This is a genomic window from Acinetobacter indicus (assembly GCF_009914475.1).
In the GTDB taxonomy this organism is placed as follows: domain Bacteria; phylum Pseudomonadota; class Gammaproteobacteria; order Pseudomonadales; family Moraxellaceae; genus Acinetobacter; species Acinetobacter indicus.
Map to the genome: position 1 here is coordinate 672,366 of NZ_CP045198.1, position 22,259 is coordinate 694,624.

The following is a 22,259-nucleotide window of genomic DNA, read 5'->3' on the forward strand; positions in this document are numbered from 1 at the left end:
TTTGCATTTTTTTCATCAGGGTCACCTTGCTTAATGATAGCCTTCATCACCAATACGCACTTTGTCACGGAACACCCAGTAGGACAAAAAGGTATAAACCAGAATAATCGGAATCAGAATGATAGCACCGACCAGTGCAAATTTCATACTTGATTCAGGTGCCGCCGCTTGCCAGATGGAAACAGTTGGCGGGATGATGTTGGGCCATAAACTAATTACAAAACCCGTAAAGGCCAGAAATACCAGACCCAGCGTTAAAACAAAGGGTTGGGCATCTTTTCGCTGTGCACATGCTTTTAAAATAAGCCCAGAAAAGATCAGCACCAAAACAGGCACAGGACTGAAATAGAACAGATTCGGTAAGCTAAACCAACGCTGCGCAATTTCAGGATGGCTGATGGGTGTATAGATACTGACTGCGCCAAAGACAATCAATAAGGTAATAATGAGCTTAGGCATCAGCGCATACATTTTCGCTTGTAAATCTGCCTCGGTTTTCATGATGAGCCATGCACAGCCTAATGCGCTATACATGATAACCACCCCTAAGCCAACGAACAAAGAGAAAGGAGTCAGCCAGTCGAGTGCACCACCACTATAAATGCCATTTTGTGTTTCAATTCCTTGAATGTACGCGCCGAGAATCACGCCTTGGAAGAAGCTGGAAAAGAATGAACCCCAAATAAAGGCCTGATCCCATAGCGGCTTGCTACGATGGGCTTTAAAGCGGAATTCAAAAGCCACGCCTCGGAAAATCAAAGCCACTACCATAAAAATGATGGGTAAATATAAGGCAGATAACACGGTGGAATAGACCAGTGGAAAGGCAGCAAATAGACCCGCGCCACCCAAGACCATCCACGTTTCATTGCCATCCCAGACAGGGGCAACGGTATTCATCATAACGTCGCGTTCTTGCTGCCCTTGAATAAACGGGAACAGTATGCCAATCCCGAGATCAAAGCCATCCATCACCACGTAAATTAAGACGCCCAAGCCAATAATACCGACCCAGACCAATGCAAGATCAATCATGATGCTGCTCCTTATTTGCAGGGGTTTGGCTTGCTGAGCCATCAATTGCTTCATCGACGGCACTCAATGGCCGCATCGGCGTTTTAAAATGCCCAGGACCGGCAAGCTGCTGATCAAGGCTGTCTATATGTACGGGGCCGGCCTTGATTAATTTCAGCATGTAATAGATACCTGTACCGAAAACCACGGTATAGACCAGCACAAAAATAATCAGACTGAGGCCGACTTGTTCTGCAGTCACGGTATGTGATAAACCATGCTGGGTGCGAATGACGCCATAGACCACCCAAGGCTGTCTGCCGACTTCCGTAGTCACCCAGCCTGCGAGTAAGGCGATATAGCCTGTAGGTCCCATAACGGTGGCAAACTTATGAAACCAGCGGCTTTCATATAGCCGGTCTTGTTTACGCAGCCATAAAGCAGTCAGTGACATCAACACCATCAGCATGCCGAGTCCCACCATCACACGAAAACTCCAGAACACGATGGGAACAGGCGGACGATCTTCAGGGGCGAAGTCTTTTAAGCCTGTGACTTTTCCATCCATGGAATGGGTTAAAATTAAGCTGCCTAAGTTCGGGATGCCGACTTCTAGGTTATTGCGTTCATTCTCCATATCGGGTAAAGCGAATAACAGTAAAGGCATACCATGATCATGATTGGTTTCCCAGTGACCTTCAATGGCAGCCAATTTAGCCGGTTGATGCTCTAGTGTATTCAGACCGTGCTGATCGCCAATCACCACTTGCAGGCAGGACGTGACGAGCACCATCCAAAGTCCCATGGAGAAGGATTTCTTGACTAACGCATCGCGGCGGCCTTTTAATAAATGCCATGCAGCTGTACCCACAACCAATAAGGCAGATACAAGGAAAGCTGCGGTTGCCATATGTGCAAAGCGATAGGGGAAGGATGGGTTAAATACAATGGCCCACCAGTCAGAAGGGACAATAATGCCATTTTCGATGGCAAAGCCTTGCGGGGTCTGCATCCAGCTGTTGGACGATAAAATCCAGAACATGGAAATACAGGTCCCAATGGCGACCATCAAGGTCGCAAAGAAATGTGCCTTAGGCCCGACACGCCCCCAACCGAACAGCATGATGCCGAGAAAGCCGGCTTCAAGGAAAAAGCGCTCAGCACTTCATAAGTCAGTAATGGACGAGTGACCGAACCGGCAATACGAGAAAATTCACTCCAGTTGGTGCCGAACTGATACGCCATGACAATGCCTGATACGACTCCCATGGCAAAGGCGACGGCAAAAATTTTAATCCAGTATTTGAACAGATCTTTATAAATCGGGTTTTGAGTGCGCAGCCATTTCCATTCCAGCAGCGCCAGAAAGCAGGCCAAGCCAATCGAAGTTGCGGGAAAAATGATGTGAAATGAAACTGTAAAGGCAAATTGAATTCGTGCGAGTTCAAGTGCGGTTACCGAGGCTCATAGGACCTCCCATTTTAGACATGGGTTTCTGAGATTTTTTAAATTAACACTATTTATTTTAGTGTTATAAAGAATTATAGATCGTTTCATCAAAACTACCTACTTTGAATAATTATCAAGATTTTGCAGGACAGAGAATTCAAGATGTAGGTACAAGAACAGGTTATATAAAATATAACAGAGAAAGTAGATAAAAATACTCTGTTATATTTATACAGCACAATTCTGTAGCTACTGCTGATTTAAAAAAGAATCAAAAATGACAAATATAAATGAATCTAGATGGTGCTGAAATGTTTGTCACAAAGAGCCTGAATAAAATTCCTGAGATTATTGAACAAGGTATTCTGTCTGAAAAATTGAACAAGAAACTGACACAGAAATTCGTCAATTTAGAAGCAACTCTACTGCGTGCAAAAGTGTTGCGCGAACTCTCTAAGGAGAAAGCAGATTATATCGTGCAGTCTGCGATTCAGAATGAGCAATCAAGTTTAGCCTACTTGCTTGCTCCATTTATTCTGGGGAATTTAAATCAAACGACCATCTATCATAGCCAGGCAACAGCTCCTGTACTGAATCTATTAAGCCGATACTATCAGGCTGAGAAAAAGCAGCACTTAAAAATTGATGATGTGCTAGAAGCCTTAAATATTTATTTAGACCTGCATGATACCGACTTGGATGATGTTGATTTCTTTTATTATGCGTTGTTGCATGCTTTATGCAGAGCAGATATTTCCCAGATTTTTTTAATTACTCACTTAAAGCTTGATACTCAAAAGATTGCTGAAATTGAACAGTTTTTTAAAATTAAGATTCATTATATTCATACTGATCCGTTAGACAAGATGATGGACAGTACTGAACTCAATATGCGGAAATTGCTCTTCAAAAACAAAGATCAGCAATATATCGAATTATGTGAGAAATTTTCAAAACTCAATGCACAGTTGCTATCTGTGAGTGGTCGTTATGGTCAGACTCAAGCCAAGCAACTGGTGGAAGATATGTTTTATGCAGAGCATATTTATGAAAAATTATCGGTTTATGCCGAGTATATGCAAACCCGTTTACAACATGGTGTGTCTCGAAATCAGGCGACTTTTTTAGCCTAATTTACATTTTTGATGCGCTATGGCTTTGTTGCACAAAGATTTCATAACTATATGATTTTAAAAGTTTTGATTATTTTTTGATCCAAAATTAAATTTATTTAAATCAGATGCTTACATATTTATGCAACAAAGCCTGATGAAAGTCAAATCTATGAATTCATACTATAAGCCTTAATTTAGTCCCCACTTAAAAACAAGTGGAGACTAAATTTATGACTACAAATAATCAGACATTCATCGCATATCTTGTGAAAAAACGAAGACCTCACACCCAAGTTGTTACTTAAATTTGAATATATTAGGGGGAAATTAGCTGTTGAATGTTTATGCAACAAAGCCATTTTCATATATATTTAACTAAGAATTAATTATTCGATTAAAAAACTTTCTTTTAATCTGGCTTGGAGAATGGAATTGCTTGTTACCCACTATAAGCCTTGGATCATGATCATACTACTGGTTTTAGCTGTCAGTTTTGCTACATATCGCTGGTGGCAAGGACCATTGCTGCCTAGTTATGAAGTCGTATCTAGTCCATTGATTCAAACAGTTGTCGCTTCAGGACGGGTAGAGAAAGTATCTCGGACTCAGATTGGTAGTGAAATTACAGGGGTTGTTCTTGAGCGATTGGTTCAAGAGGGAGATCGGGTCTCTCGAGGGGATATTCTTTTAGTACTGAAATCTGATGAAATTTCAGCGCAAGTGCGGCAGGCAGAAGCTGAATTAAAAGAACTCGAAACCACTAGACGCCCGCAAGCAGAAGTTGATTTAGCGAATGCCAAAGTACAATTAGAACAGGCTCAAAGAGAGGCGTTACGCAGACGAAATACCGAATCAGGAATATTATCAGCAGAGGAAAGGGAGAAATCGATAGAGGCAGAAAGACTCGCCCGTAATAATTTGGAATCAGCTCGATTAAAAGTTGCTTCACTTGCCCCAAATAAAGTTGAAGAGACAAAATTACGCGAACGACTCGCTGCACTACAAGCGCAACTTGCCAAGACCAAAATTCGTGCAGAAGTTTCAGGTATTATTTTAACGCGTAATGTTGAGCCAGGGGATCTGGTACAACCGAGTCAGACTCTCTTCACTATTGCACTGGATGGTGCGACTGAAATACGAGTGCCATTTGATGAACGAAATTTACCACTGCTGGCTTTACAACAAAAAGCCGCAGTGATTGCAGATGCCTATCCAAATCAATCTTTTCCTGCCCATATTAATTTTATTGCTCCAAGTATTGATGCTCAACGTGGCACAGTAGACGTCCGATTAACAGTTGATCCAGTCCCAGGTTTTCTGCGTCAAGACATGACGGTATCGGTAAATGTTGAAACCAACAAGCGCGAGCGAACCTTGGTCATTCCAAATGATGCTTTAAGCAGTATAAGTGGCAACAAGGCTATGGTTATTTTAGTAAGAGATAGAAAAATTCAACGTCATCCTATCACACTGGGTTTACGTGGTTTGGTTATGTCTGAAGTTGTAGCTGGAGTGAAAGAAGGTGATCACGTCCTTACCGATGCAGAATCAGTGCTTAAAGATGGAACTCGTGTCCGAATAGAGAAAACTAAACGTGTTTTCCAGAGTCAAACGGATCAGAAAAATAGCAAAAATGAATTACCGGTGAAATTCGATTGAAAAACTTTTTTAGGCGACTTTGGACCGAGTGGACCATCGCAATCAGTTTTTTGCGAGAGGGTCGCACACAGTCGATGATGATTACCATTGGCGTCGCGGTGGGGGTAGCGGTCATTGTGTTCATTAGCGCCTTAATTCAGGGTTTACAATCGAATATTGTAGAAAGGACTTTAGGGACACAAGCGCATATTCGTTTGCTCTCACCAGATGAGGTGAATCATATTGTGCCACCAGCAGCAGGAACACTTCAGTTGTTACTAGAAGATCAGCGTGCACAACGCTTACGTTCTATTAATAATTGGCAGCAGATTACTGGGACTTTAGATCATTTACCGGTGTTGACTGCGGTTTCTCCTGTGGTCTCTGGTCCTGCATTTGTACAGCGCGGAGATGCAATTCAATCTGTTGCATTGGTTGGTATCAACCTTGAACGTTATCAACAGATTATTCCGTTGAAGCAATATATGGTGAGTGGTGAATTACGGGTCAGTGCGGATAATGTATTAATTGGGCGTCAATTAGCCAAAGATTTGGGTGTGCAAGTCGGGAGCAAATTAAGATTAGATACTGGGCAACAGAAAAATGCAGTGGTGAATATCTCTGGAATATTTGAACTGGGCGTGCGTGAATTGGATGCGCGCTATGTCTATCTGGATTTGAAACAGGCGCAATCTTTACTTAATTTGCCTGGTGGGGTCACAGTGATTGATCTGACGATCCAAGATATTTTTCAGGCGGAGCAAATTGCCTCACAAGTTGGACGCCTGGCTGGATTAAAAGCAGAAAGCTGGATTGAAACCAATGCTCAATTAATGAATGCGATTACCGCTCAAAGTCTTTCGACCAACATGATTATTGTTTTTGTAGGGATTTCAGTCGCTTTTGGAATTGCCAGTGTGATGTCGGTGAGTGTGGTGCAACGGACTCGGGAAATCGGTATTTTACGTGCAACTGGGGCTACACAAACGCAAATTTTAAGAGTTTTCTTATTTCAGGGAGCAATTTTTGGTCTGCTTGGTTCGATGCTTGGTAGTGTTGTCAGTTATTGTCTAATTTGGGGATTTAATCAGTTTGGTCCCGGTTTGTTTTATATTTCGATTTCAATCAAGCTTATCTTGTCAGCATTATTCTTGGCGACTTTAACGGGAGTTTTGGCTGCTGCAATACCATCCCGTCGGGCTGCTGCACTCGATCCTGTGGAGGCAATTCGTCATGTCTGATTCATCTGAGGAAGTACTACGTTTAGAAGCATTGCGAAAGTCCTATAATGTTGGGCAACCTAATGAAGTGGAGGTATTACATGGAATTGACCTGTGTATTCAACGGAATGACTTTGCTGCATTAATTGGTCCTTCTGGTTCAGGCAAAAGTACTTTACTGAATATTCTTGGCTTATTAGATCAGCCTAGCTGTGGTGAGTTGTACTTGTTGGGTCAGGCAACAAGTCGTATGGATGATATGGCTCGGACAGCATTACGTGGCAACAGTATAGGTTTTGTGTTTCAATTCCATCATCTTATACAGGCCTTTACTGCCTTAAATAATGTGCTTATGCCATTAATGCTGAAGCAAGGTAAGCCAGATCAATCTGCGTTGCAATATGCCCATGAATTATTGGCCGCTGTAGGGTTAGATAAGTTCGCTGACCGTAAACCCAATGAGCTTTCTGGAGGGCAACAGCAACGCATAGCGATTGCACGTGCACTGATTACTCAGCCTGCACTATTGTTGGCCGATGAACCGACAGGTAATCTTGATACTCAAACTGCTGCGGAAATGTTTGAATTATTTCGTAAAGTTCATCGCGAACATGGCTGTGCAGTATTATTGGTGACTCATGATCCTAGATTATCGGCAACCTGTGATCGAACCATTAATTTGGTGGATGGGAGAATTCAGAGTGATTCCAAAAAATGATATAAGCTCAGTGTGAATGTGAATCACGTATCTGGGAAAAGCAGTTCAAAGCATATACCTTCTGCGCTATTAATCGCCTGATACATCCCTTGATGAAGCGTCATAATAGATGCCACAATGGATAGTCCCAAACCACCTGTTTGATGATAACTTTGTCTACTGGAACTGCATTGATAAAATCGCTCAAAGATATGCGGCAAATGTTCCGGGGCAATTTCTAAACCACTGGTCACGACCGATAGCGCAATCATAGGCAGTTTGTTGATGATCTTTCGATAGCTATGCACATAAATAGTCCGGTGCTTGCCGCCATGAATCAGGGCATTGGAGAGCAGATTATACAGAGCTTGTTGTAACTGTTCTGGATCTGCCAATAGCTCAGTTGCCTCAAGCTTTAAAACAAAATTGCAGTGTTGTTCTTCGGCTTGATACTCAAAAATGCTGAAGATATTTTCTATAAAGGATTGAAGTTGGATTTTTTGTCTGTTTAAGCAAACCTTCTGCGCATCTGCACGTGCCAGAAATAACATGCTGTCAATCATTCTTTTTAAGCGTTGATAGTCCTCTAGGTTGGAAATCAGCACTTCCTGATATTGTACGGGACTGCGTTCACTCATGAGTAAAATTTCGGTTTGTCCTATTAAATTATTCAATGGTGTTCTAAATTCATGCGCAATGTCTTCTGAAAAACGATTCAGCTGGCTATATCCCAGCTCAATACGGTCGAGCATGGCATTGATATCGGAGGCTAGTTGTGCAATCTCTTGAGGGGGATAGGGCAGATTGAGTCGCTGTTCAAGTTGCTGAATATTTATCGCATGGGTTTGTTCTCGCAGGGTTCTTAATACTTTTAATCCCAGATGGCTAGCAATAGCACAAAGGATGAAAATCGCCAAGATACCTGTGAAAACATAAATGACAAGGCTTTTTTGAAAAGGTGCAATGATGCCTAAACGTTCAGACCACTGTTTGCCTGCAATTAACAGATACGGCTGGCGATTAATTTGAATAGTTTTCCAGGCAATGCGGGTGGGATAAGCATGCGCCGATAAATCTTGGAATTGAATTTGGGGCTGATGGGTAAATTCAGGTAGAGGAATGCCAAGAGGATTAATGCTGATCAGCGCCTGATCACCCTGAATCAATAAAAACAAATTATCCTGATTTCCCAACATGTTTTGATACAGCTTCGGGCGAGCGATAATCTGTTCAATATTGCTACTGTCTTGTAGTAATATTTCCAGTCGCTCAATTCGCTCAATCAAAGCCCTATCTTGCTGAGCAATTAAAATCTGGTTGATACCCAGATAGGTCATAAATGCTACACCGCACAAGACCATTGCAGCACACCCTGTAACCAAGAGTGTTAATCGGAGTTCTAGCGAACGAATCGGTTTCAACATTATTTCTCTGCCGAGATTTTATAGCCCAAACCGCGAACAGTATGAATTAACTTTATATCATGTCCCTCATCAATTTTACTACGTAAACGCCTTACCGCTACATCAATAAAATTGGTATCGGTATCAAAATTGATCTGCCAGACTTCAGAAGCTATTTGCCTGCGCGTAATAATTTCATTCGGATGGCGCAGCAGAAAGCGCAAAAGGTTGAATTCTTTTCTACTGAGTTCTATCGACTGCTCGTTACGCCAGACTTTATGATGGATCAAATCCAATTTCAGATTGGCAATTTCTAATTGGTTTTCCTGTGCATACTGCTGGCGCCTAAGTAGACTTTTAATTCGGGCCAGTAATTCAATATAAGAAAAAGGCTTGGCCAGATAATCATCGGCGCCCAGTTCCAAACCTTTGACCCGATCAATCACCTGATCTTTTGCTGTAAGAAAAATGACCGGAATTTGGGAAAATTGTCGCAAGACTTTCAGGACTGCCCAGCCATCAATATCGGGCAACATTACATCTAATATGACTAGGCTATATGCATGCATCTTTAACTTTTCCAAACCTTCTAGTCCTGAATGGACGCATTGCGCCTCATAGCCAGATTCATTTAACCCTTTAACCAGATATGAGGCGATCTTCGCTTCATCTTCGATAATTAGAATACACATTTTGTTCAGACTCATTTTAAAGATGACAACTTTGTAATGTGATTGTCATCCTTCAAATCATTCAGGTTGTATAAGATTTTTAAAACTTAATTCAGGGCAATCATGATGAACAAACTCAAAGGGCTTATTGCAACAGTAATGCTGATGAGTAGCAGTACTTTTGCACAATCCGTTCAATTCAATCAAGTTTATTCACTTGATTCTCAGTCAGCACGAACTCTTACGGATGCTGCGGTGACTGCGTGTCAAAAAATACAGCACAATATCGCTGTGGTGGTGGTGGATCGGGGCGGAAATACGTTAATGGCAAACAGGCATGAAACTGTCGGACCGCATAATTTGGGCGCAGCTGAAAAGAAAGCCTATACCGCCTTATCGACCAAAACGGCGACTATGTTGTTAAGTCAAAATGCCAATGAAAACAAGGATGCAAAAAATTTAACCACCTTATCTAATCTACTGCTGTTGGGTGGCGGCCTACCTGTGAGTTATGAAAATCAGGTGGTCGGTGCCATTGGCGTTGCCGGAGCAGGGGGTGCAAAAAATGACCATTACTGCGCTGAGACAGCTGTTAAGTCTATTTTCAATCCTTAAGGAATTCATCATGTTTAAAAAATTATTGCCACTTTCAACACTATTGTTGACCTCAATGACTTTCGCACAAACTAACCCTTTAAGTGTGCATGTGTTGAATCTAGAAAATGGTCTACCCTCAGCTCAAGTCGAAGTGGTACTCGAAAAAAGTACTGGGAATAAATGGGTGAAGTTAAATCAGCAATATACTGGTCCTAATGGCCGTATTACTGGATTGTTTCCTGAAAATCAGAAGCTTGAAGCCGGTATTTATAAAGTTACTTTTAAAACTGAGGACTGGTTTAAAAAAAATAAGCAAGATACTTTCTTTCCTGAAGTTCCTGTAATTTTTAAGGTAGATGGAAGTGTCAGCCATTATCATATTCCTCTACTTTTAAGTCCTTATGGATATTCGACTTATAGAGGTAACTAAGACTTAACAGGGCTAGTTTAACTAGCCCTTTTATTCGTGCTGAGTCCGTAAACTAGAGAAAAATCACAAAAAATTCATGATTGTATTGTTATTCTTTTAGTCAGATTAAAGTCGATAAAGCTTATTGACGCTTCGTGATGATTAAAAACGAGAATGGTATGAATCAATTTTCTGAAGAGGACTTATCCAGAATTATAGAAATGGCTTGGGAAGATAGAACTCCTTTTGAAGCTATTTTATGTGAGTATGGTTTAAATGAAGCGGCGGTGATCCGCTTGATGCGGCAAAATATGAAAGCATCGAGTTTTAAAATGTGGCGTGGACGCGTCACCGGCCGAAAAACCAAACATCTGCAACTGCGTTCACCCGACGTGATACGGGCCTATTGTTCACGGCAATACAAGCGTTTCTAAGCGTTTGATTTTGACCGCTGTCTGGACTCACGTTTACATCGTTCAGAACAGTATCTGACTTCCTCCCAGCAGCGTTGCCATTTTTTGCGCCAAGTAAAAGGACGCAAACAGTGTATACAGATTTTTTCAGGGAGATGCTGTTTTTTCATCGTTTATAACTCATTAATCTGGCTGAGGAGCTGCTGGGCATGGCTGATAATCTGAGGCCGATCTTTAAGCTTGTCCAGCTGTCGATAGATCATGCACATACGTGGATGAGTACGGAATGTCGCTTCATGCCGGATCATGAAATACCAGTACAGGCTGTTGAAAGGACAGCTGTCCGGTTCGGTACGGGTTTTGACATTGTAGCTACAGTGCTTGCAGTAATCCGACATCTTATGGATATAATTGCCCGAAGCCCCATAGGGCTTGCTGGCCATTAAGCCACCATCGGCATGCATTACCATGCCCAAGGTGTTCGGTAGTTCTACCCATTCATAGGCGTCGGCATATACTGCCAGTAAATTCCGCGGACATATTCGCGCCAGCCGAGGATTTGCCTGATAAAACCTTCCACTGCATTCAGTGGTGCATGACCGGCATAGTAGGCCGTTTCTGCGGCATCACAGACTTCTCGCGGCAGCAGCAAGCCACAGTTTAGATAAGGCGAGAGCAGGCTGTGAAACAGCATGTCTGCACCCTGAACCATGGCATCCTGATAATCTCCAAAATGCGGCAAACTGTGGGTAATGAAATGCTCCAGTGCAAGCAGAGCATTGCTACGTGTGGTGGCCCAGCGGAAGTTGTCAAGGCTGCCAGCGTGAAGCGGAAACTCGCGCTCAACCATTTGCATTACATCCAGATCAATCTGATCGCGTTCAAAATGAAGTGTTGGAGGCAATGGTGGAGTGCCTGACCATGCCTTGCGATTGGCGCTGTCATAGTTCCACTGTTGTCCAAGCGGCTGCTGTCTCTGCATCAAATAACCGGTCTGTTTACGCATTTCCCGGTAAAAATATTCCATGCGCAACGTCTGGTAGCGGCTGGCCCAGTGCCGGAACTGCTCCGGGCTACAGAAAAAACGATCGTCATCCAGACACTGTACCGGCAGTTGCAGCTGCTGGCTCCAGTGCTTTTCAATCTGCTGCTGCAGGCGGTATTCCCCGCATCGGGTCATTACCAATTCTGTGACGGGGAACAGCAGTTGCTGTGCCTGTACGAAATCCAGCAGGCTACGAATCGGACTGCCGTACTGAAAAGCATGGTAACGTACACGCCAGCCTTCCGCTTTGAGCTCTTTGGCAAAATGCCGCATTGCGCTAAAAATCAGGGCAATTTTCTGCGGATGATGGGCGACATAAGTCGCTTCCTCAACCACTTCGGCCATCAGGATCACATCCCGGGTACGGTCCAGCGCTTTGAGCGTAGCAAGCTGATGATGAAGCTGGTCACCCAGAATTAAACCGAAACGCATAGCTATTCCAGACCCGTTAAAAGAAAACCAGTGTAAATCCAGATAGTTCAATTTTTTGTGAAAATAAAAATCACCCCCACATGTTGAGCCAATTCAACTCGGCTAAATGATCGTCTTGGATTACATACATTGCACAGAAATTATGCTTGCTGCAATAACAAACCGTTCATCTCTATAACGCTAAGCCAGTTGATAAAAATCGCTTAGTATTATTCCTTTGTTCATAAGTAGTGTGGAAATTATGTGATTTTAATCAAAAAGATACAAATTATTATGGTTGTAATTCAGGCAACGTGCGCCTAGTATCTTCCGTGAAGTTACTCCATGTAAGCTTCCTTAGTTTTGTCCCATACACCTCTCTGTATGGGATTTTTTTTAATCAGGGAATTGTCATGAGCATGCATTCAAAAGCGTATATTTTTAGACAGCAGCAATTGCTGGTAGATGATCATTTCCAGTTGCCGCAAGTGGAAAGACTGCAGCACGACCTGAACCTGTCGGAAAATGGCCAGGTCATTGCACGCGATCTAAAAGAAGATGAAATAGTGCCCGAAGGTTATCAACTGGTCCCGATCCGGCAACTGGTACAGGTCTGGAGCAGGCCGCAGTTTGAACAGGCCAGCCGTGCGGTACAGTTACTGGAATGGCGCCGTAATCACCGCTTTTGCAGTAAATGTGGCCACCCGACCCAGCAGCACGCCAGTCAGTATGCCATGGTCTGTCCATCCTGTGGCTATAACCAGTATCCACGGGTGAATCCTTGCGTGATTACCATCATCACCCGGGGTACAGATGAAATTCTGCTGGCGAAAAATGCCCGCAATAAAACCCAGATGTACAGTCTGATTGCTGGATTTGTCGAAGTGGGCGAAACCTTGGAGGAGGCAGTACGCCGTGAAACGCTAGAAGAAGTGGGGCTACAGATCAAAAATATTCAATATCTGGCCAGCCAGCCGTGGCCGTTTCCCAGCAATCTGATGATGGCCTTCAAGGCAGAATATCATACAGGGGACATTCAAATTCAGGAAAATGAACTGAGCGATGCGCAGTTTTTCAAATTTGATCAGTTACCCGAAATTCCGTTCAAGGGCAGTATTGCCTATGCCATGATTCAGCATGTGATGCATGGTACCCCTGTGGCAGATGACAGCAAAGAATGGCTTTAACCCGGAAACCAGTCTAGGACTTTTTTAGCAGCACGCCTCCTGAATCACATCATTTCGTCTTCACGCTTTGTTCACATGCTGTTGAGTTATCTTAAGCCTAAAATCAAACAAGGCTAAAAAATGAAGATGCTATTCAAGTCTGTTTTGGCAGCGACAACGCTGGCGATAATCAGCTTAAGCTTTACTACGCAAGCTGAAACGGTTCCACCTCAGGCAGTCGATCAGGTAGATATCCAACGGTATGCGGGCAAGTGGTATGAAATTGCGCATCTACCGATGTATTTTCAGCGTAAATGCGTATCGAATATCTCGGCACAATACACTGTCAATGCCGATCAGACTATGGGCGTATTAAATAGCTGCCGGATTGAAAATGGTGAAATGATCAGCTCTGAAGGGGTGGCCTATCCGCAAAATCAGGGCAACAGCAAACTCAAGGTCAGCTTTTTGCCGCCAGGTTTAAGATGGATTCCGTTTACCAAAGGGCATTACTGGGTATTACGCGTGGATCCGGAATATAAAGTGGCGCTGGTCGGTGGACCGAGTACCAAATACCTGTGGATTTTATCGCGCGAACCGCAACTGGATGAAGCCACCTATCAGTCCTATCTGGATACAGCAAAATATTATGGTTATGACATCACAAAACTGATCAAATTGCCGCATTAATCTGTTACCCTTTTGCCGAACTCATTAGTCTCTCTACAGTTCGGCTTTTTTTTATTTCACTTCACATAAAATTCATATCTGACTGATTAGACTCATCAAATGGAATAAAGACAGTCGCTTGAAATAGGATGAGTTCATGTTGAAAAGTCTGATGCGATGGATAGACAGCTGGTCTACACCCACAGCGCCCGAAACACTGACGGCTGAAAACAGCAAGATTCAGTGGCTGAGGATTTTACCCTTTATTCTATTACATCTGGCCTGTCTCGCCGTGTTCTGGGTGGGAGTGTCGTGGTTTGCGATTGGCTTTATGCTGCTGTTCTACCTGATCCGCATGTTTTCCATCACCGCTTTTTTTCATCGTTATCTGTCACATAAAACTTTTCAGACTTCGCGTCCGGTACAGTTCCTGTTTGTGTTGATGGGTACCATGAGTGCGCAGCGTGGCCCGCTCTGGTGGGCGGCGCATCACCGTTATCACCATCGCTATACTGATACCTTGCAAGACCCGCATTCCTCCACGCATGGTTTTTGGTACAGCCACGTTGGCTGGTTTTTAAACGAATATAACTTTGCCACGCGTAAAGAAGTCATTAGAGATTGGCTGAAATATCCGGAACTGATCTGGCTGGACCGTTTCAGTTTAATTGTGGTGGTGCTGACCGCGGGCGGTATTTATGCGCTAGGGGAGTGGCTGGCTATGACCTGGCCGCAACTCGGTACCTCCGGCCTGCAATTGCTGGTCTGGGGGTTTGTGGTCTCCACTGTGTTGCTGCTCCATGCCACTTTGTGTATTAACTCATTGGCGCATCATTATGGCAGCCGGGATTTTGACACTGAAGATCACAGCCGCAACAACTTATTCTTGTCAATCATTACCTTGGGCGAAGGCTGGCACAACAATCACCATTATTATGCCGGCAGTACACGGCAGGGTTTTTACTGGTGGCAGATTGATGTGACCTATTACCTGCTGAAACTCATGTCTTTGTTCGGGCTGGTCTGGGGACTCAAGCCCATTCCCGCACGTGTCTATGATGTCAGTAAAATTGCCCGGGCTCGAAAACAGAAAAAAGCTGCCAAGACCGGCACTCCGACTATTCATTCAAAGGAATCACCATGAAAATTGCAATTATTGGTTCAGGTATTTCCGGTCTGTACGCTGCCTGGAAACTCAGCAAAGCGCATGAAGTCATAGTCTTTGAAAAGAATAACTACTTTGGTGGTCATACCGATACCCATCAGCTGAATATCGATGGTGAACAGGTTGCGGTGGACAGTGGCTTTATTGTCTTTAATGAGCATAACTATCCGCTGTTCTGCTCGATGCTAAAAGAACTTGGGATTCAATCGCAAAGCAGTGACATGGGCTTTTCGGTGAATAATCAGGTCAGTGGCTTACAGTACAATCCTTCAAAAAAATTCTCGTTATTGTTCCGACCTCAAAACTTTTTTAATGCAGATTTTCGCGCGATGTTGTCGGATCTGTTCCGTTTCTATGCGGCCAATAAAGATCTGGATGTGGAACAGGTCGATGCACAGCTCAGTATTGATGAGTATTTAAATCAACATGGTTATAGCGATGCCTTCCGTCAGGAACATCTCTATCCGATGTGTGGAGCGCTGTGGTCCTGTCCGGTGGAACAGGCCGGACAGATTCCCTATAAATTTGTGGTGAGCTTTTTCCAGCACCATCGCATGTTGCAACTGAAAGACCGGCCGTTATGGCTCACGGTCAAGGGTGGATCGGCTCGCTACGTTCGTGCCATTCAAGCCCAGTGCAATATCACCTTCCGTAAAACTGCTGTGCATCAGGTGTCTCGCAGCGCCAATGATGTACTGATTGAAACCCAACAAGGTAGCGAGCGTTTTGACTGGGTGATTTTCGCCAGCCACGCCGATGACAGCCTGGAACTGCTGAAAGACCCGACCGCGCAGGAGCTGGACGTGCTAGGCAAGTTCCGCTATCAGGATAACCGCATGGTGGTACATTCCGATACCTCTATCATGCCCAAATCTCGTCGCCAATGGGCCAGTTGGCATGTACACGTCACGCCGACTCAGGCCACTGAACAGACGCCATTCCAGCACAGTGGCACACATTATGGCTTTAGCTACTGGATGAACCAGTTGCAGAACCTGAACTGTAAAACCCAAGTCTTTGCCACCCTGAATCCTAATTTTGCCCTGAATCCGAAAAAAGTCTGGGTAGAACGACATTACCGTCATCCAGTGTTTGATGCCCCGGCGATTGAAGCACAGCAACGCTGGGTCGAGGTCAACGGCCAAAACCGCACTTCATACTGTGGTGCTTACTGGGGCTGGGGCTTTCATGAGGATGGGGCGCGTAGCGCATCATGGGTAGTCGATCAGCTATTGAAACAGGCCGAACAGGCCGCCTAGGAGCACATGATGCAGATGTATCCACTGGCGATTGCCTCTGCCGAAATCCGGCACCGACGTTATTTGCCCCAAGCCCATGCTTTTGAGACCCAGCTAACCTATCTATGGTTTGATCCGGATCAGCTCGCGACCTTTACCGGTAAATCCTGGCTCTGGTCTTTCAGCCGCTGGAATTTTCTGACCCTGGATGAGCGCGATTTTCTGAGCATGGAATGTGGTTCAATCCGGCAGAAAGTTGCACGCCTGCTAATCAAGCGGGAAAACTATCTGTTACCGCATGCCGCTTCCATCCGGGTGCTGGCCTTGCCGCGCACACTGGGTTTCCGTTTCAATTCCGTAGTGTTTTATCTGGTCTTTGGTGCCACCGACCAGTTGCTCTTTGTGCTGAGTGAAATCACCAACACACCGTGGAATGAACGACAGGTCTACATTCACGACTGCCGGAACAATGCAGACGAACATGCGCCGTACCAGAGTCACCAGTTTGACTTTAAAAAGGCCTTTCATGTGTCGCCGTTCATGCCGATGGGGCTGGATTATCGTTGGCGCTTCAGCTTTTCGGATCGGCAGAACGTGATTCATATGCAGCTGTTTGAGCAGGGAATCTTGCAATTCGATGCCACCCTGAAATTTTCCTTGCAGGCCATCACGGTTCCTTCACAGCAGCATCGCTATGCTGTACTGAAAGTTCTTGAACCCTTCAGGATGGTCAGCGGAATTTATCTGCACGCCTTTCGTTTATGGAAAAAGAAAATTCCGTTTTACCGACATCCTAAAAAAGAAAAAGGAAACACATTGCGATGAAGACACTATTCATGGGAGAGCAAAGCACACTGCCGGTGGTACTGCGCCACCTGCTGAAATTACGCCATGGTCAGCTGATTTTTAAAGGCGTCTGGAACGGGGCTGTCGGGGAAAATAGCGATTTACAGGCGGTGATACAGGTGCATGATGTCCGTCTGATGGATCTGCTGTTCCGTAATGGTGTACTGGGTGCTGCCGAAGGTTTTATCCGTGGCTACTGGAGCAGTGAAGATCTGGTCGATGTGATCCGCATTTTGGCACGTAACCGCGATGTGCTGGACCAGATGAATCAGAATGCAGTGGCCAAAGCCAGCCAGTTACTGTTAAAGGTCTGGTATAAATCGCGCAAGAATTCGATTGATGGCAGCCGCAAAAATATTGCCGAGCATTATGACCTGAGCAATGACTTTTTCAAGCTGTTTCTGGATTACAGCATGATGTATTCCAGTGCGGTGTTTAAAGAGCCGGGTATGAGTCTGGAACAAGCTTCGGATTATAAAAAAGAGCTGATCTGCCAGAAACTGCAACTCAAACCGATGGATCATTTGGTCGAAATTGGCAGCGGCTGGGGTGGTTTTGCCATTTATGCCGCGCAGCAGTATGGCTGCAAGGTCACCACCATCACCATTTCCAGAGCACAGTATGATGAAGCGGTCGCGCGAATAGAGGCAGCAGGATTATCCCATCGCGTGACTGTGCAGCTAAAAGATTACCGCTTACTGGAAGGCAAATACGACAAGCTGGTGTCGATTGAAATGATCGAGGCCGTAGGTGAGCAGTATTTATCCACCTATTTCCAGAAATGCCGTGAGCTGCTGAAACCGAATGGTCTGGCCCTGATTCAGGCCATCACCATTGAAGATGCACGCTATGCCAAAGCCCTGAATACCGTGGACTATATCAAGCGCTATATTTTCCCGGGCAGTTTTATTCCCTGTATCAGTGTCATGACCCAGACCGCTTCCGAACAAAAACTGCGTCTCAAACATCTGGAAGATATAGGCCAGAGCTATGCCCAGACCTTGCACTGCTGGCGTCAGCGTTTCTTGCAGCAGCATGATCAGGTCCTGCAACTCGGCTTTGATGAGCGTTTTATCCGCATGTGGGATTTTTATCTGTGTTATTGCGAAGGTGGCTTCCGCGAAGGCGTGATCAGTGATGTACATCTGCTGTTCGAAGCCAGTGCCTACTAAGCCAAGATAAAACAGGAGGGCGGACATGCTGCTGAATTTACTGGTGCTGAATGTCTTCATTATGCTGTGTAGCTGGCTGCTGGTGACCTATAACCAGCGTGCCGGACTGGTCGATGTAGCGTGGAGTTTCAGTATTGCACTCAACGTCATTATCGCGGCCTGGGTCGTGGAAACGGCTCCGCTACCGGTGCGCATGTTTCTGGGCGTGGCGAGTGGCATCTGGTTTTTACGCCTGACCTGGCATCTGCTGCGCCGTTATGCCAATGAAACTGTAGAAGATACCCGTTACGCCAATATGCGCCGGGCTATGGGCGATTACCAGCATCTCGGTTTTCTGGCCTTTTTTATGTTTCAGGCCGGACTGGTGGTGCTGTTTTCCTATCCGATGCTGGAACTGCTAAGCATTCCGGTGCAGCAGTGGAATGACTGGACCTCAGTGATGCTGATTGTGGCAGGCATGATCATGTTGCTGGCGCTGATCGGTGAGAGTACCGCTGACCAGCAACTTTACCGGTTTAAGCTCAATCCACAAAATAGGGGTAAAACCATGGATCGGGGACTCTGGAAATACTCGCGCCATCCCAATTATTTCTTTGAATGGCTGCACTGGTTTGCCTATCCGGTCCTTGGTCTGGCAGCAGGTGCCTATGGATTATGGATTTATCCGCTGCTGATGTGGCTGTTTCTGTACTACATCACCGGGATTCCCTTTAGTGAACAACAGGCGCTGGCACATCGCGGCGACAACTATAAAGACTATCAACGACGAACTTCAATGTTTATTCCGTGGCCACCCAAACAGTAGGTAAATACATGGACTTTATGATTCAACAATCTTTAAAACTGGTCGAAAGCGGCAAGCTGCCCGATTCGGTCATTCGCGCCGGCATTCGCAGCCTAAGCAAAAAACGTCTGGCACAGGAAGGGCGCTTTGACCCGGCACTGGCAGCCCGGCGCTATATGGATGTGCTGCATATGCTGAAAAACAGCGAGATTGCCATCGAGACCGACAAGGCCAATGAACAGCACTATGAACTGCCCACCGCATTTTTCCAGGCAGTACTGGGCAAGCGTCTGAAATACAGTGCCAGCCTGTTTGAACATACTCATACCACGCTGGATCAGGCGGAAGAAGCGGCACTGGCCAGCTATTGCCAGCGTGCACAGTTAAAAGATGGACAGGATATTCTGGAAATTGGCTGTGGCTGGGGATCTTTGAGTCTGTATATGGCCGAGCATTATCCCAAGGCCCGTATCACGGTGGTGTCGAATTCCTCGACCCAGCGCCAGTATATTCAGGAACAGGCGCGTCTGAAAAAACTGCAGAACCTGACGGTGATCACCTGCGACGTCAATGTGCTGCAACTGGAACCCGCGTCCTTTGACCGCGTGGTTTCGGTGGAAATGTTTGAACACGTACGTAATTACCAGAAACTGTTTGAAAATATCAGCAGCTGGCTGAAAGCGGATGGTCTGCTCTGGTGCCATATTTTCTGTCACCGTTTCCTGCATTATCCGTTTGAAGTGAAAAATGAATTCGACTGGATGTCGAGATATTTCTTTAGTGGCGGACTGATGCCGGCAGCTTCGACCTTTCTGCATTTCCAGCAGCATTTGCAATTAGAGCAGCACTGGCAATGGGCCGGCACGCAGTATGAACGCACCGCAAATGCCTGGCTGGAGAACATGGACCGGAAACAGGTCGAGCTGCAGCCCCTGTTTGAACAGACCTATGGTGCAGATGCCGCCATCTGGTGGCAACGCTGGCGGATTTTCTTTATGGCCTGTGCCGAGCTGTTCGGTTATGAGCATGGACGCGAGTGGGTGATCGGTCACTTTCTGTTTAAAAAGAAAACCGTATAATTGAATGGCGAATCGGATGGGCCAGCGGGGAATGCACCAATGTTAAAGCTGTTCAGGGACAAACACGATCATCCTCTGGGTGAGGTGTTTAACCGCTATTACTGGCTGCAAATCGGATTCATTGCCCTGTCTGTGGTGATCGGGATTGGCTGTAGTGCTTGGGTAATCAAGGGTTCCCTGCTCAGAACTGCGCTAGAACAGGAAATGTCACACTACTGGCAGCGGCTGGAACGTAATCCGGCTGCTGAACTGCCCGACACCAAAAACCTGTATGGTTACCGCTGGAGCGATGTGCCGCCAGTCCAATTTCGCCACATGCAGCTTGAGCAAGGGGTGAACCGGCATTTTGTCGATGGCAAGGAGCGCATGACCGTGTATGGTGAAAAAGACGGACAGCATGTGCTGCTGGTGTTTGGCGAAAGCAACGTCAACAAGCTGGTCTGGCTGTTTGGTCTGGCACCGCTGATGGTCAGCCTGTTTGTGCTATATAGCGTATTGTGGTGGTGGAACCGTCGGGCCCGACGTTATTTTTCCCCGATTACCCGGTTGGCCAATGCGCTGGAACATATCGACTGGGAACATCAGAAAAATCAGGCTTCGCCTTTTCAGGACATCCGCACCGACTCTAATCTGGAAGCTGAATACCTCAAGCAGGCGCTGGAAAAATATCATCAGGTATTAAGCGAATTTATTCAGCGTGAGCGTGAATTTACCGGAGATGTCAGCCATGAGCTACGCACGCCACTGACCATTTTAAAAGGCAATGTGCAGCTGTGTCAGGCACGCTATGGCGACAACAAGTCCTTTACCCGCCTGCATAACACCATTGAAGACATGCAGCTGCTGGTCGATACCTTGCTGGCCATTGCCCGCAATACCACCAACACTTTAACTGCTGAACCGACCATGCTTTCAGAATGTCTGGACAATCTGGTGCAGGATCTGGAAAGTGTCAGTCATAACAAAGGCATGCAGATAGACCTGCAAAAAGACCTCGATGAACAGCCGCGTAAACTTTATCCATCCATGACCAAAATGGTGTTTGGCAATATTCTGCGCAATGCGCTGAACTATTCACAGGGCACAGAAATTGATGTGATTCTGGAAAAAAATAAAGTGCTGATTGCTGACAATGGGGTCGGCATGCCTTTACCTAACAATTCTAAAGTTCAGGAACTGTCTGGTCAGCAGCTACAACTGGAAATCAAAGGGCATGGTATTGGATTGCAATTGGTGCAAAAGCTATGCAAACAGCTAGGTTGGCGTGTGGAGCTGTTTGACAGGCAATATTATCTTGACACTCATCAGAATGTTGATCTAGCAATGACCACTGGACTGATTGTTGTTGTGTACCTAAATTAGGCTTCATCTTCGAAAGCAATCTTTAAACCAATCCCAGATATGGTGTGAATCAGCTTTTGTTCAAAGGGTTTATCGACCATTTTGCGTAAATTATAGATATGACTGCGCAGAGCATCACTTTCTGGCTCTTCGTCACCCCAAAGCTGCATCATAATTTCCTGTTTGGTCAGTACTTTAGGAGAATGTCGCATTAGTAGCTTCAAAAGTTTAAACTGAATCGGAGGCAATTCAATGTTCTGCCCAGCTCGAGTTAGCTGTTGTGTTGCTGGGTCCAAAATTAGGTCATGAATTTGCAGACGACTGCTAGATACTTCACCCAGGGAACGTTTGATCAGGGCCTTGACCCGAACCACTAGCTCGTTAAAGTCAAAGGGCTTGACCAGATAATCATCCGTGCCGGAATTGAAGCCTTTAAGTTTGTCATCCAAGGTATCCCGAGCGGTAAGCATCAAGACAGGTAAGTCCAACCCCTCTTCATTGCGTAACCACTCGCACAATTCATAACCAGAACCATCAGGCAAATTAATGTCTAGTAGCAAGATATGGTAGCGTTGCTGTTTCAGTAATTGTCTAGCAGCACTCAGATTGCGGGCGTGATCGACCACAAAGCCATGTTCTTCAAGAAACTCGCATAGGGTAGAGGCCAGTTCATAATGGTCTTCAACCATCAGGATAAAATGTTTCGACATAGCGGCA

General features: G+C 45.3%; 21 protein-coding genes and 2 pseudogenes. 16 read left to right on the plus strand and 7 right to left on the minus strand.

The features are described from left to right. Positions 1–30 precede the first annotated feature (30 nt). Both cydB and GA693_RS03705 read right to left on the minus strand, forming a co-directional pair. Complete coding sequence (gene cydB, locus GA693_RS03700; protein ID WP_160241407.1) at positions 31–1,035, minus strand: cytochrome d ubiquinol oxidase subunit II; 1,005 nt, start codon at positions 1,033–1,035, stop codon at positions 31–33. Continuing rightward, positions 1,028–2,448: pseudogene (locus GA693_RS03705) on the minus strand (cytochrome ubiquinol oxidase subunit I). The gene cydB and the pseudogene GA693_RS03705 overlap by 8 nt, the downstream one beginning before the upstream one ends. A gap of 326 nt (positions 2,449–2,774) precedes the next feature. Between GA693_RS03705 and GA693_RS03710 the strand changes: the two are divergent. From GA693_RS03710 to GA693_RS03725, 4 genes are all read left to right on the plus strand, one after another. Further along, positions 2,775–3,596, plus strand: coding sequence for a hypothetical protein (locus GA693_RS03710; RefSeq protein WP_160241804.1), 822 nt, complete (start codon positions 2,775–2,777; stop codon positions 3,594–3,596). 408 nt (positions 3,597–4,004) lie between these two features. Continuing rightward, positions 4,005–5,237 (plus strand): efflux RND transporter periplasmic adaptor subunit, encoded by a 1,233-nt coding sequence (locus GA693_RS03715; protein WP_171502409.1) that lies wholly within the window; start codon positions 4,005–4,007, stop codon positions 5,235–5,237. After that, positions 5,234–6,457, plus strand: a complete 1,224-nt coding sequence (locus GA693_RS03720) for an ABC transporter permease (protein WP_078194314.1) — start codon at positions 5,234–5,236, stop codon at positions 6,455–6,457. Before GA693_RS03715 ends, GA693_RS03720 begins: the two co-directional genes overlap by 4 nt. Further along, positions 6,450–7,154, plus strand: coding sequence for an ABC transporter ATP-binding protein (locus GA693_RS03725; RefSeq protein ID WP_078194313.1), 705 nt, complete (start codon positions 6,450–6,452; stop codon positions 7,152–7,154). The genes GA693_RS03720 and GA693_RS03725 overlap by 8 nt, the downstream gene beginning before the upstream one ends. Positions 7,155–7,177: 23 nt before the next feature. Here GA693_RS03725 and GA693_RS03730 read toward each other — a convergent pair whose 3' ends face one another. Together GA693_RS03730 and GA693_RS03735 are read right to left on the minus strand one after the other, a co-directional pair. Then, positions 7,178–8,560, minus strand: coding sequence for a heavy metal sensor histidine kinase (locus GA693_RS03730; protein ID WP_155756615.1), 1,383 nt, complete (start codon positions 8,558–8,560; stop codon positions 7,178–7,180). Then, positions 8,557–9,228, minus strand: a complete 672-nt coding sequence (locus GA693_RS03735) for a heavy metal response regulator transcription factor (protein ID WP_005177241.1) — start codon at positions 9,226–9,228, stop codon at positions 8,557–8,559. The genes GA693_RS03730 and GA693_RS03735 overlap by 4 nt, the downstream gene beginning before the upstream one ends. A gap of 105 nt (positions 9,229–9,333) precedes the next feature. Here GA693_RS03735 and GA693_RS03740 point away from each other — a divergent pair, with 105 nt between their 5' ends. The 3 genes from GA693_RS03740 to GA693_RS03750 all read left to right on the plus strand — a co-directional run bounded on the left by GA693_RS03740 (position 9,334) and on the right by GA693_RS03750 (position 10,647). Next, on the plus strand, positions 9,334–9,822 hold the full coding sequence (locus GA693_RS03740) for a GlcG/HbpS family heme-binding protein (protein ID WP_171263817.1): 489 nt from the start codon (positions 9,334–9,336) through the stop codon (positions 9,820–9,822). 10 nt (positions 9,823–9,832) lie between these two features. Then, the gene (uraH, locus tag GA693_RS03745) at positions 9,833–10,234 is read left to right on the plus strand and encodes a hydroxyisourate hydrolase (protein ID WP_004981585.1); all 402 of its coding nucleotides are present in this window, start codon (positions 9,833–9,835) and stop codon (positions 10,232–10,234) included. Positions 10,235–10,392: 158 nt separating this feature from the next. Then, positions 10,393–10,647 (plus strand): TIGR03643 family protein, encoded by a 255-nt coding sequence (locus GA693_RS03750; RefSeq protein WP_078194347.1) that lies wholly within the window; start codon positions 10,393–10,395, stop codon positions 10,645–10,647. Here GA693_RS03750 and GA693_RS03755 read toward each other — a convergent pair. Next, the gene (locus GA693_RS03755; protein ID WP_160241406.1) at positions 10,644–10,796 is read right to left on the minus strand and encodes a DUF2256 domain-containing protein; all 153 of its coding nucleotides are present in this window, start codon (positions 10,794–10,796) and stop codon (positions 10,644–10,646) included. The genes GA693_RS03750 and GA693_RS03755 overlap by 4 nt on opposite strands. Before the next feature lie 3 nt (positions 10,797–10,799). Beyond that, a pseudogene (locus GA693_RS03760) lies at positions 10,800–12,103 on the minus strand (cryptochrome/photolyase family protein). Between the two features lie 392 nt (positions 12,104–12,495). On the opposite strand from GA693_RS03760, the gene nudC reads away from it, so the two are divergent. From nudC to GA693_RS03805, 9 genes are all read left to right on the plus strand, one after another. Next, the gene (gene nudC / locus GA693_RS03765) at positions 12,496–13,269 is read left to right on the plus strand and encodes an NAD(+) diphosphatase (RefSeq protein WP_168369535.1); all 774 of its coding nucleotides are present in this window, start codon (positions 12,496–12,498) and stop codon (positions 13,267–13,269) included. Positions 13,270–13,389: 120 nt separating this feature from the next. Next, positions 13,390–13,938, plus strand: a complete 549-nt coding sequence (locus GA693_RS03770; protein WP_005177261.1) for a lipocalin family protein — start codon at positions 13,390–13,392, stop codon at positions 13,936–13,938. Positions 13,939–14,074: 136 nt separating this feature from the next. Continuing rightward, positions 14,075–15,061, plus strand: coding sequence for an acyl-CoA desaturase (locus GA693_RS03775; RefSeq protein ID WP_160241405.1), 987 nt, complete (start codon positions 14,075–14,077; stop codon positions 15,059–15,061). Next, positions 15,058–16,341: an NAD(P)/FAD-dependent oxidoreductase gene (locus GA693_RS03780; protein WP_160241404.1), complete on the plus strand. Its 1,284-nt coding sequence runs from the start codon at positions 15,058–15,060 to the stop codon at positions 16,339–16,341. Before GA693_RS03775 ends, GA693_RS03780 begins: the two co-directional genes overlap by 4 nt. 9 nt (positions 16,342–16,350) lie before the next feature. Continuing rightward, positions 16,351–17,145 carry a DUF1365 domain-containing protein gene (locus GA693_RS03785; protein ID WP_160241403.1) on the plus strand — a complete coding sequence of 265 codons (795 nt, stop codon included), beginning with the start codon at positions 16,351–16,353 and terminating at the stop codon, positions 17,143–17,145. After that, entirely contained in the window at positions 17,142–18,338 is a 1,197-nt protein-coding gene (locus GA693_RS03790; RefSeq protein WP_160241402.1) for an SAM-dependent methyltransferase, read from the plus strand. Before GA693_RS03785 ends, GA693_RS03790 begins: the two co-directional genes overlap by 4 nt. Before the next feature lie 25 nt (positions 18,339–18,363). After that, positions 18,364–19,143, plus strand: a complete 780-nt coding sequence (locus GA693_RS03795) for a DUF1295 domain-containing protein (RefSeq protein ID WP_160241401.1) — start codon at positions 18,364–18,366, stop codon at positions 19,141–19,143. An 8-nt stretch (positions 19,144–19,151) separates the two neighbouring features. Beyond that, positions 19,152–20,201 (plus strand): SAM-dependent methyltransferase, encoded by a 1,050-nt coding sequence (locus GA693_RS03800; RefSeq protein ID WP_005177277.1) that lies wholly within the window; start codon positions 19,152–19,154, stop codon positions 20,199–20,201. Positions 20,202–20,240: 39 nt separating this feature from the next. Then, on the plus strand, positions 20,241–21,563 hold the full coding sequence (locus tag GA693_RS03805) for a sensor histidine kinase (protein ID WP_005177279.1): 1,323 nt from the start codon (positions 20,241–20,243) through the stop codon (positions 21,561–21,563). On the opposite strand, the gene GA693_RS03810 is transcribed toward GA693_RS03805, so the two are convergent. Further along, the gene (locus tag GA693_RS03810; RefSeq protein WP_005177281.1) at positions 21,560–22,252 is read right to left on the minus strand and encodes a response regulator transcription factor; all 693 of its coding nucleotides are present in this window, start codon (positions 22,250–22,252) and stop codon (positions 21,560–21,562) included. The genes GA693_RS03805 and GA693_RS03810 overlap by 4 nt on opposite strands. Positions 22,253–22,259: the final 7 nt, after the last annotated feature.

Excerpts from the sequence above, each read along its gene's own strand:
- cydB (WP_160241407.1), bottom strand. The coding sequence starts at position 1,035 with ATGATTGATCTTGCATTGGTCTGGGTCGGTATTATTGGCTTGGGCGTC.
- GA693_RS03710 (WP_160241804.1), top strand. The coding sequence starts at position 2,775 with ATGTTTGTCACAAAGAGCCTGAATAAAATTCCTGAGATTATTGAACAA.
- GA693_RS03715 (WP_171502409.1), top strand. The coding sequence starts at position 4,005 with ATGGAATTGCTTGTTACCCACTATAAGCCTTGGATCATGATCATACTA.
- GA693_RS03725 (WP_078194313.1), top strand. The coding sequence starts at position 6,450 with ATGTCTGATTCATCTGAGGAAGTACTACGTTTAGAAGCATTGCGAAAG.
- GA693_RS03735 (WP_005177241.1), bottom strand. The coding sequence starts at position 9,228 with ATGTGTATTCTAATTATCGAAGATGAAGCGAAGATCGCCTCATATCTG.
- GA693_RS03740 (WP_171263817.1), top strand. The coding sequence starts at position 9,334 with ATGAACAAACTCAAAGGGCTTATTGCAACAGTAATGCTGATGAGTAGC.
- uraH (WP_004981585.1), top strand. The coding sequence starts at position 9,833 with ATGTTTAAAAAATTATTGCCACTTTCAACACTATTGTTGACCTCAATG.
- GA693_RS03750 (WP_078194347.1), top strand. The coding sequence starts at position 10,393 with ATGAATCAATTTTCTGAAGAGGACTTATCCAGAATTATAGAAATGGCT.
- GA693_RS03755 (WP_160241406.1), bottom strand. The coding sequence starts at position 10,796 with ATGAAAAAACAGCATCTCCCTGAAAAAATCTGTATACACTGTTTGCGT.
- nudC (WP_168369535.1), top strand. The coding sequence starts at position 12,496 with ATGAGCATGCATTCAAAAGCGTATATTTTTAGACAGCAGCAATTGCTG.
- GA693_RS03770 (WP_005177261.1), top strand. The coding sequence starts at position 13,390 with ATGAAGATGCTATTCAAGTCTGTTTTGGCAGCGACAACGCTGGCGATA.
- GA693_RS03775 (WP_160241405.1), top strand. The coding sequence starts at position 14,075 with ATGTTGAAAAGTCTGATGCGATGGATAGACAGCTGGTCTACACCCACA.
- GA693_RS03780 (WP_160241404.1), top strand. The coding sequence starts at position 15,058 with ATGAAAATTGCAATTATTGGTTCAGGTATTTCCGGTCTGTACGCTGCC.
- GA693_RS03785 (WP_160241403.1), top strand. The coding sequence starts at position 16,351 with ATGCAGATGTATCCACTGGCGATTGCCTCTGCCGAAATCCGGCACCGA.
- GA693_RS03790 (WP_160241402.1), top strand. The coding sequence starts at position 17,142 with ATGAAGACACTATTCATGGGAGAGCAAAGCACACTGCCGGTGGTACTG.
- GA693_RS03795 (WP_160241401.1), top strand. The coding sequence starts at position 18,364 with ATGCTGCTGAATTTACTGGTGCTGAATGTCTTCATTATGCTGTGTAGC.
- GA693_RS03800 (WP_005177277.1), top strand. The coding sequence starts at position 19,152 with ATGGACTTTATGATTCAACAATCTTTAAAACTGGTCGAAAGCGGCAAG.
- GA693_RS03805 (WP_005177279.1), top strand. The coding sequence starts at position 20,241 with ATGTTAAAGCTGTTCAGGGACAAACACGATCATCCTCTGGGTGAGGTG.
- GA693_RS03810 (WP_005177281.1), bottom strand. The coding sequence starts at position 22,252 with ATGTCGAAACATTTTATCCTGATGGTTGAAGACCATTATGAACTGGCC.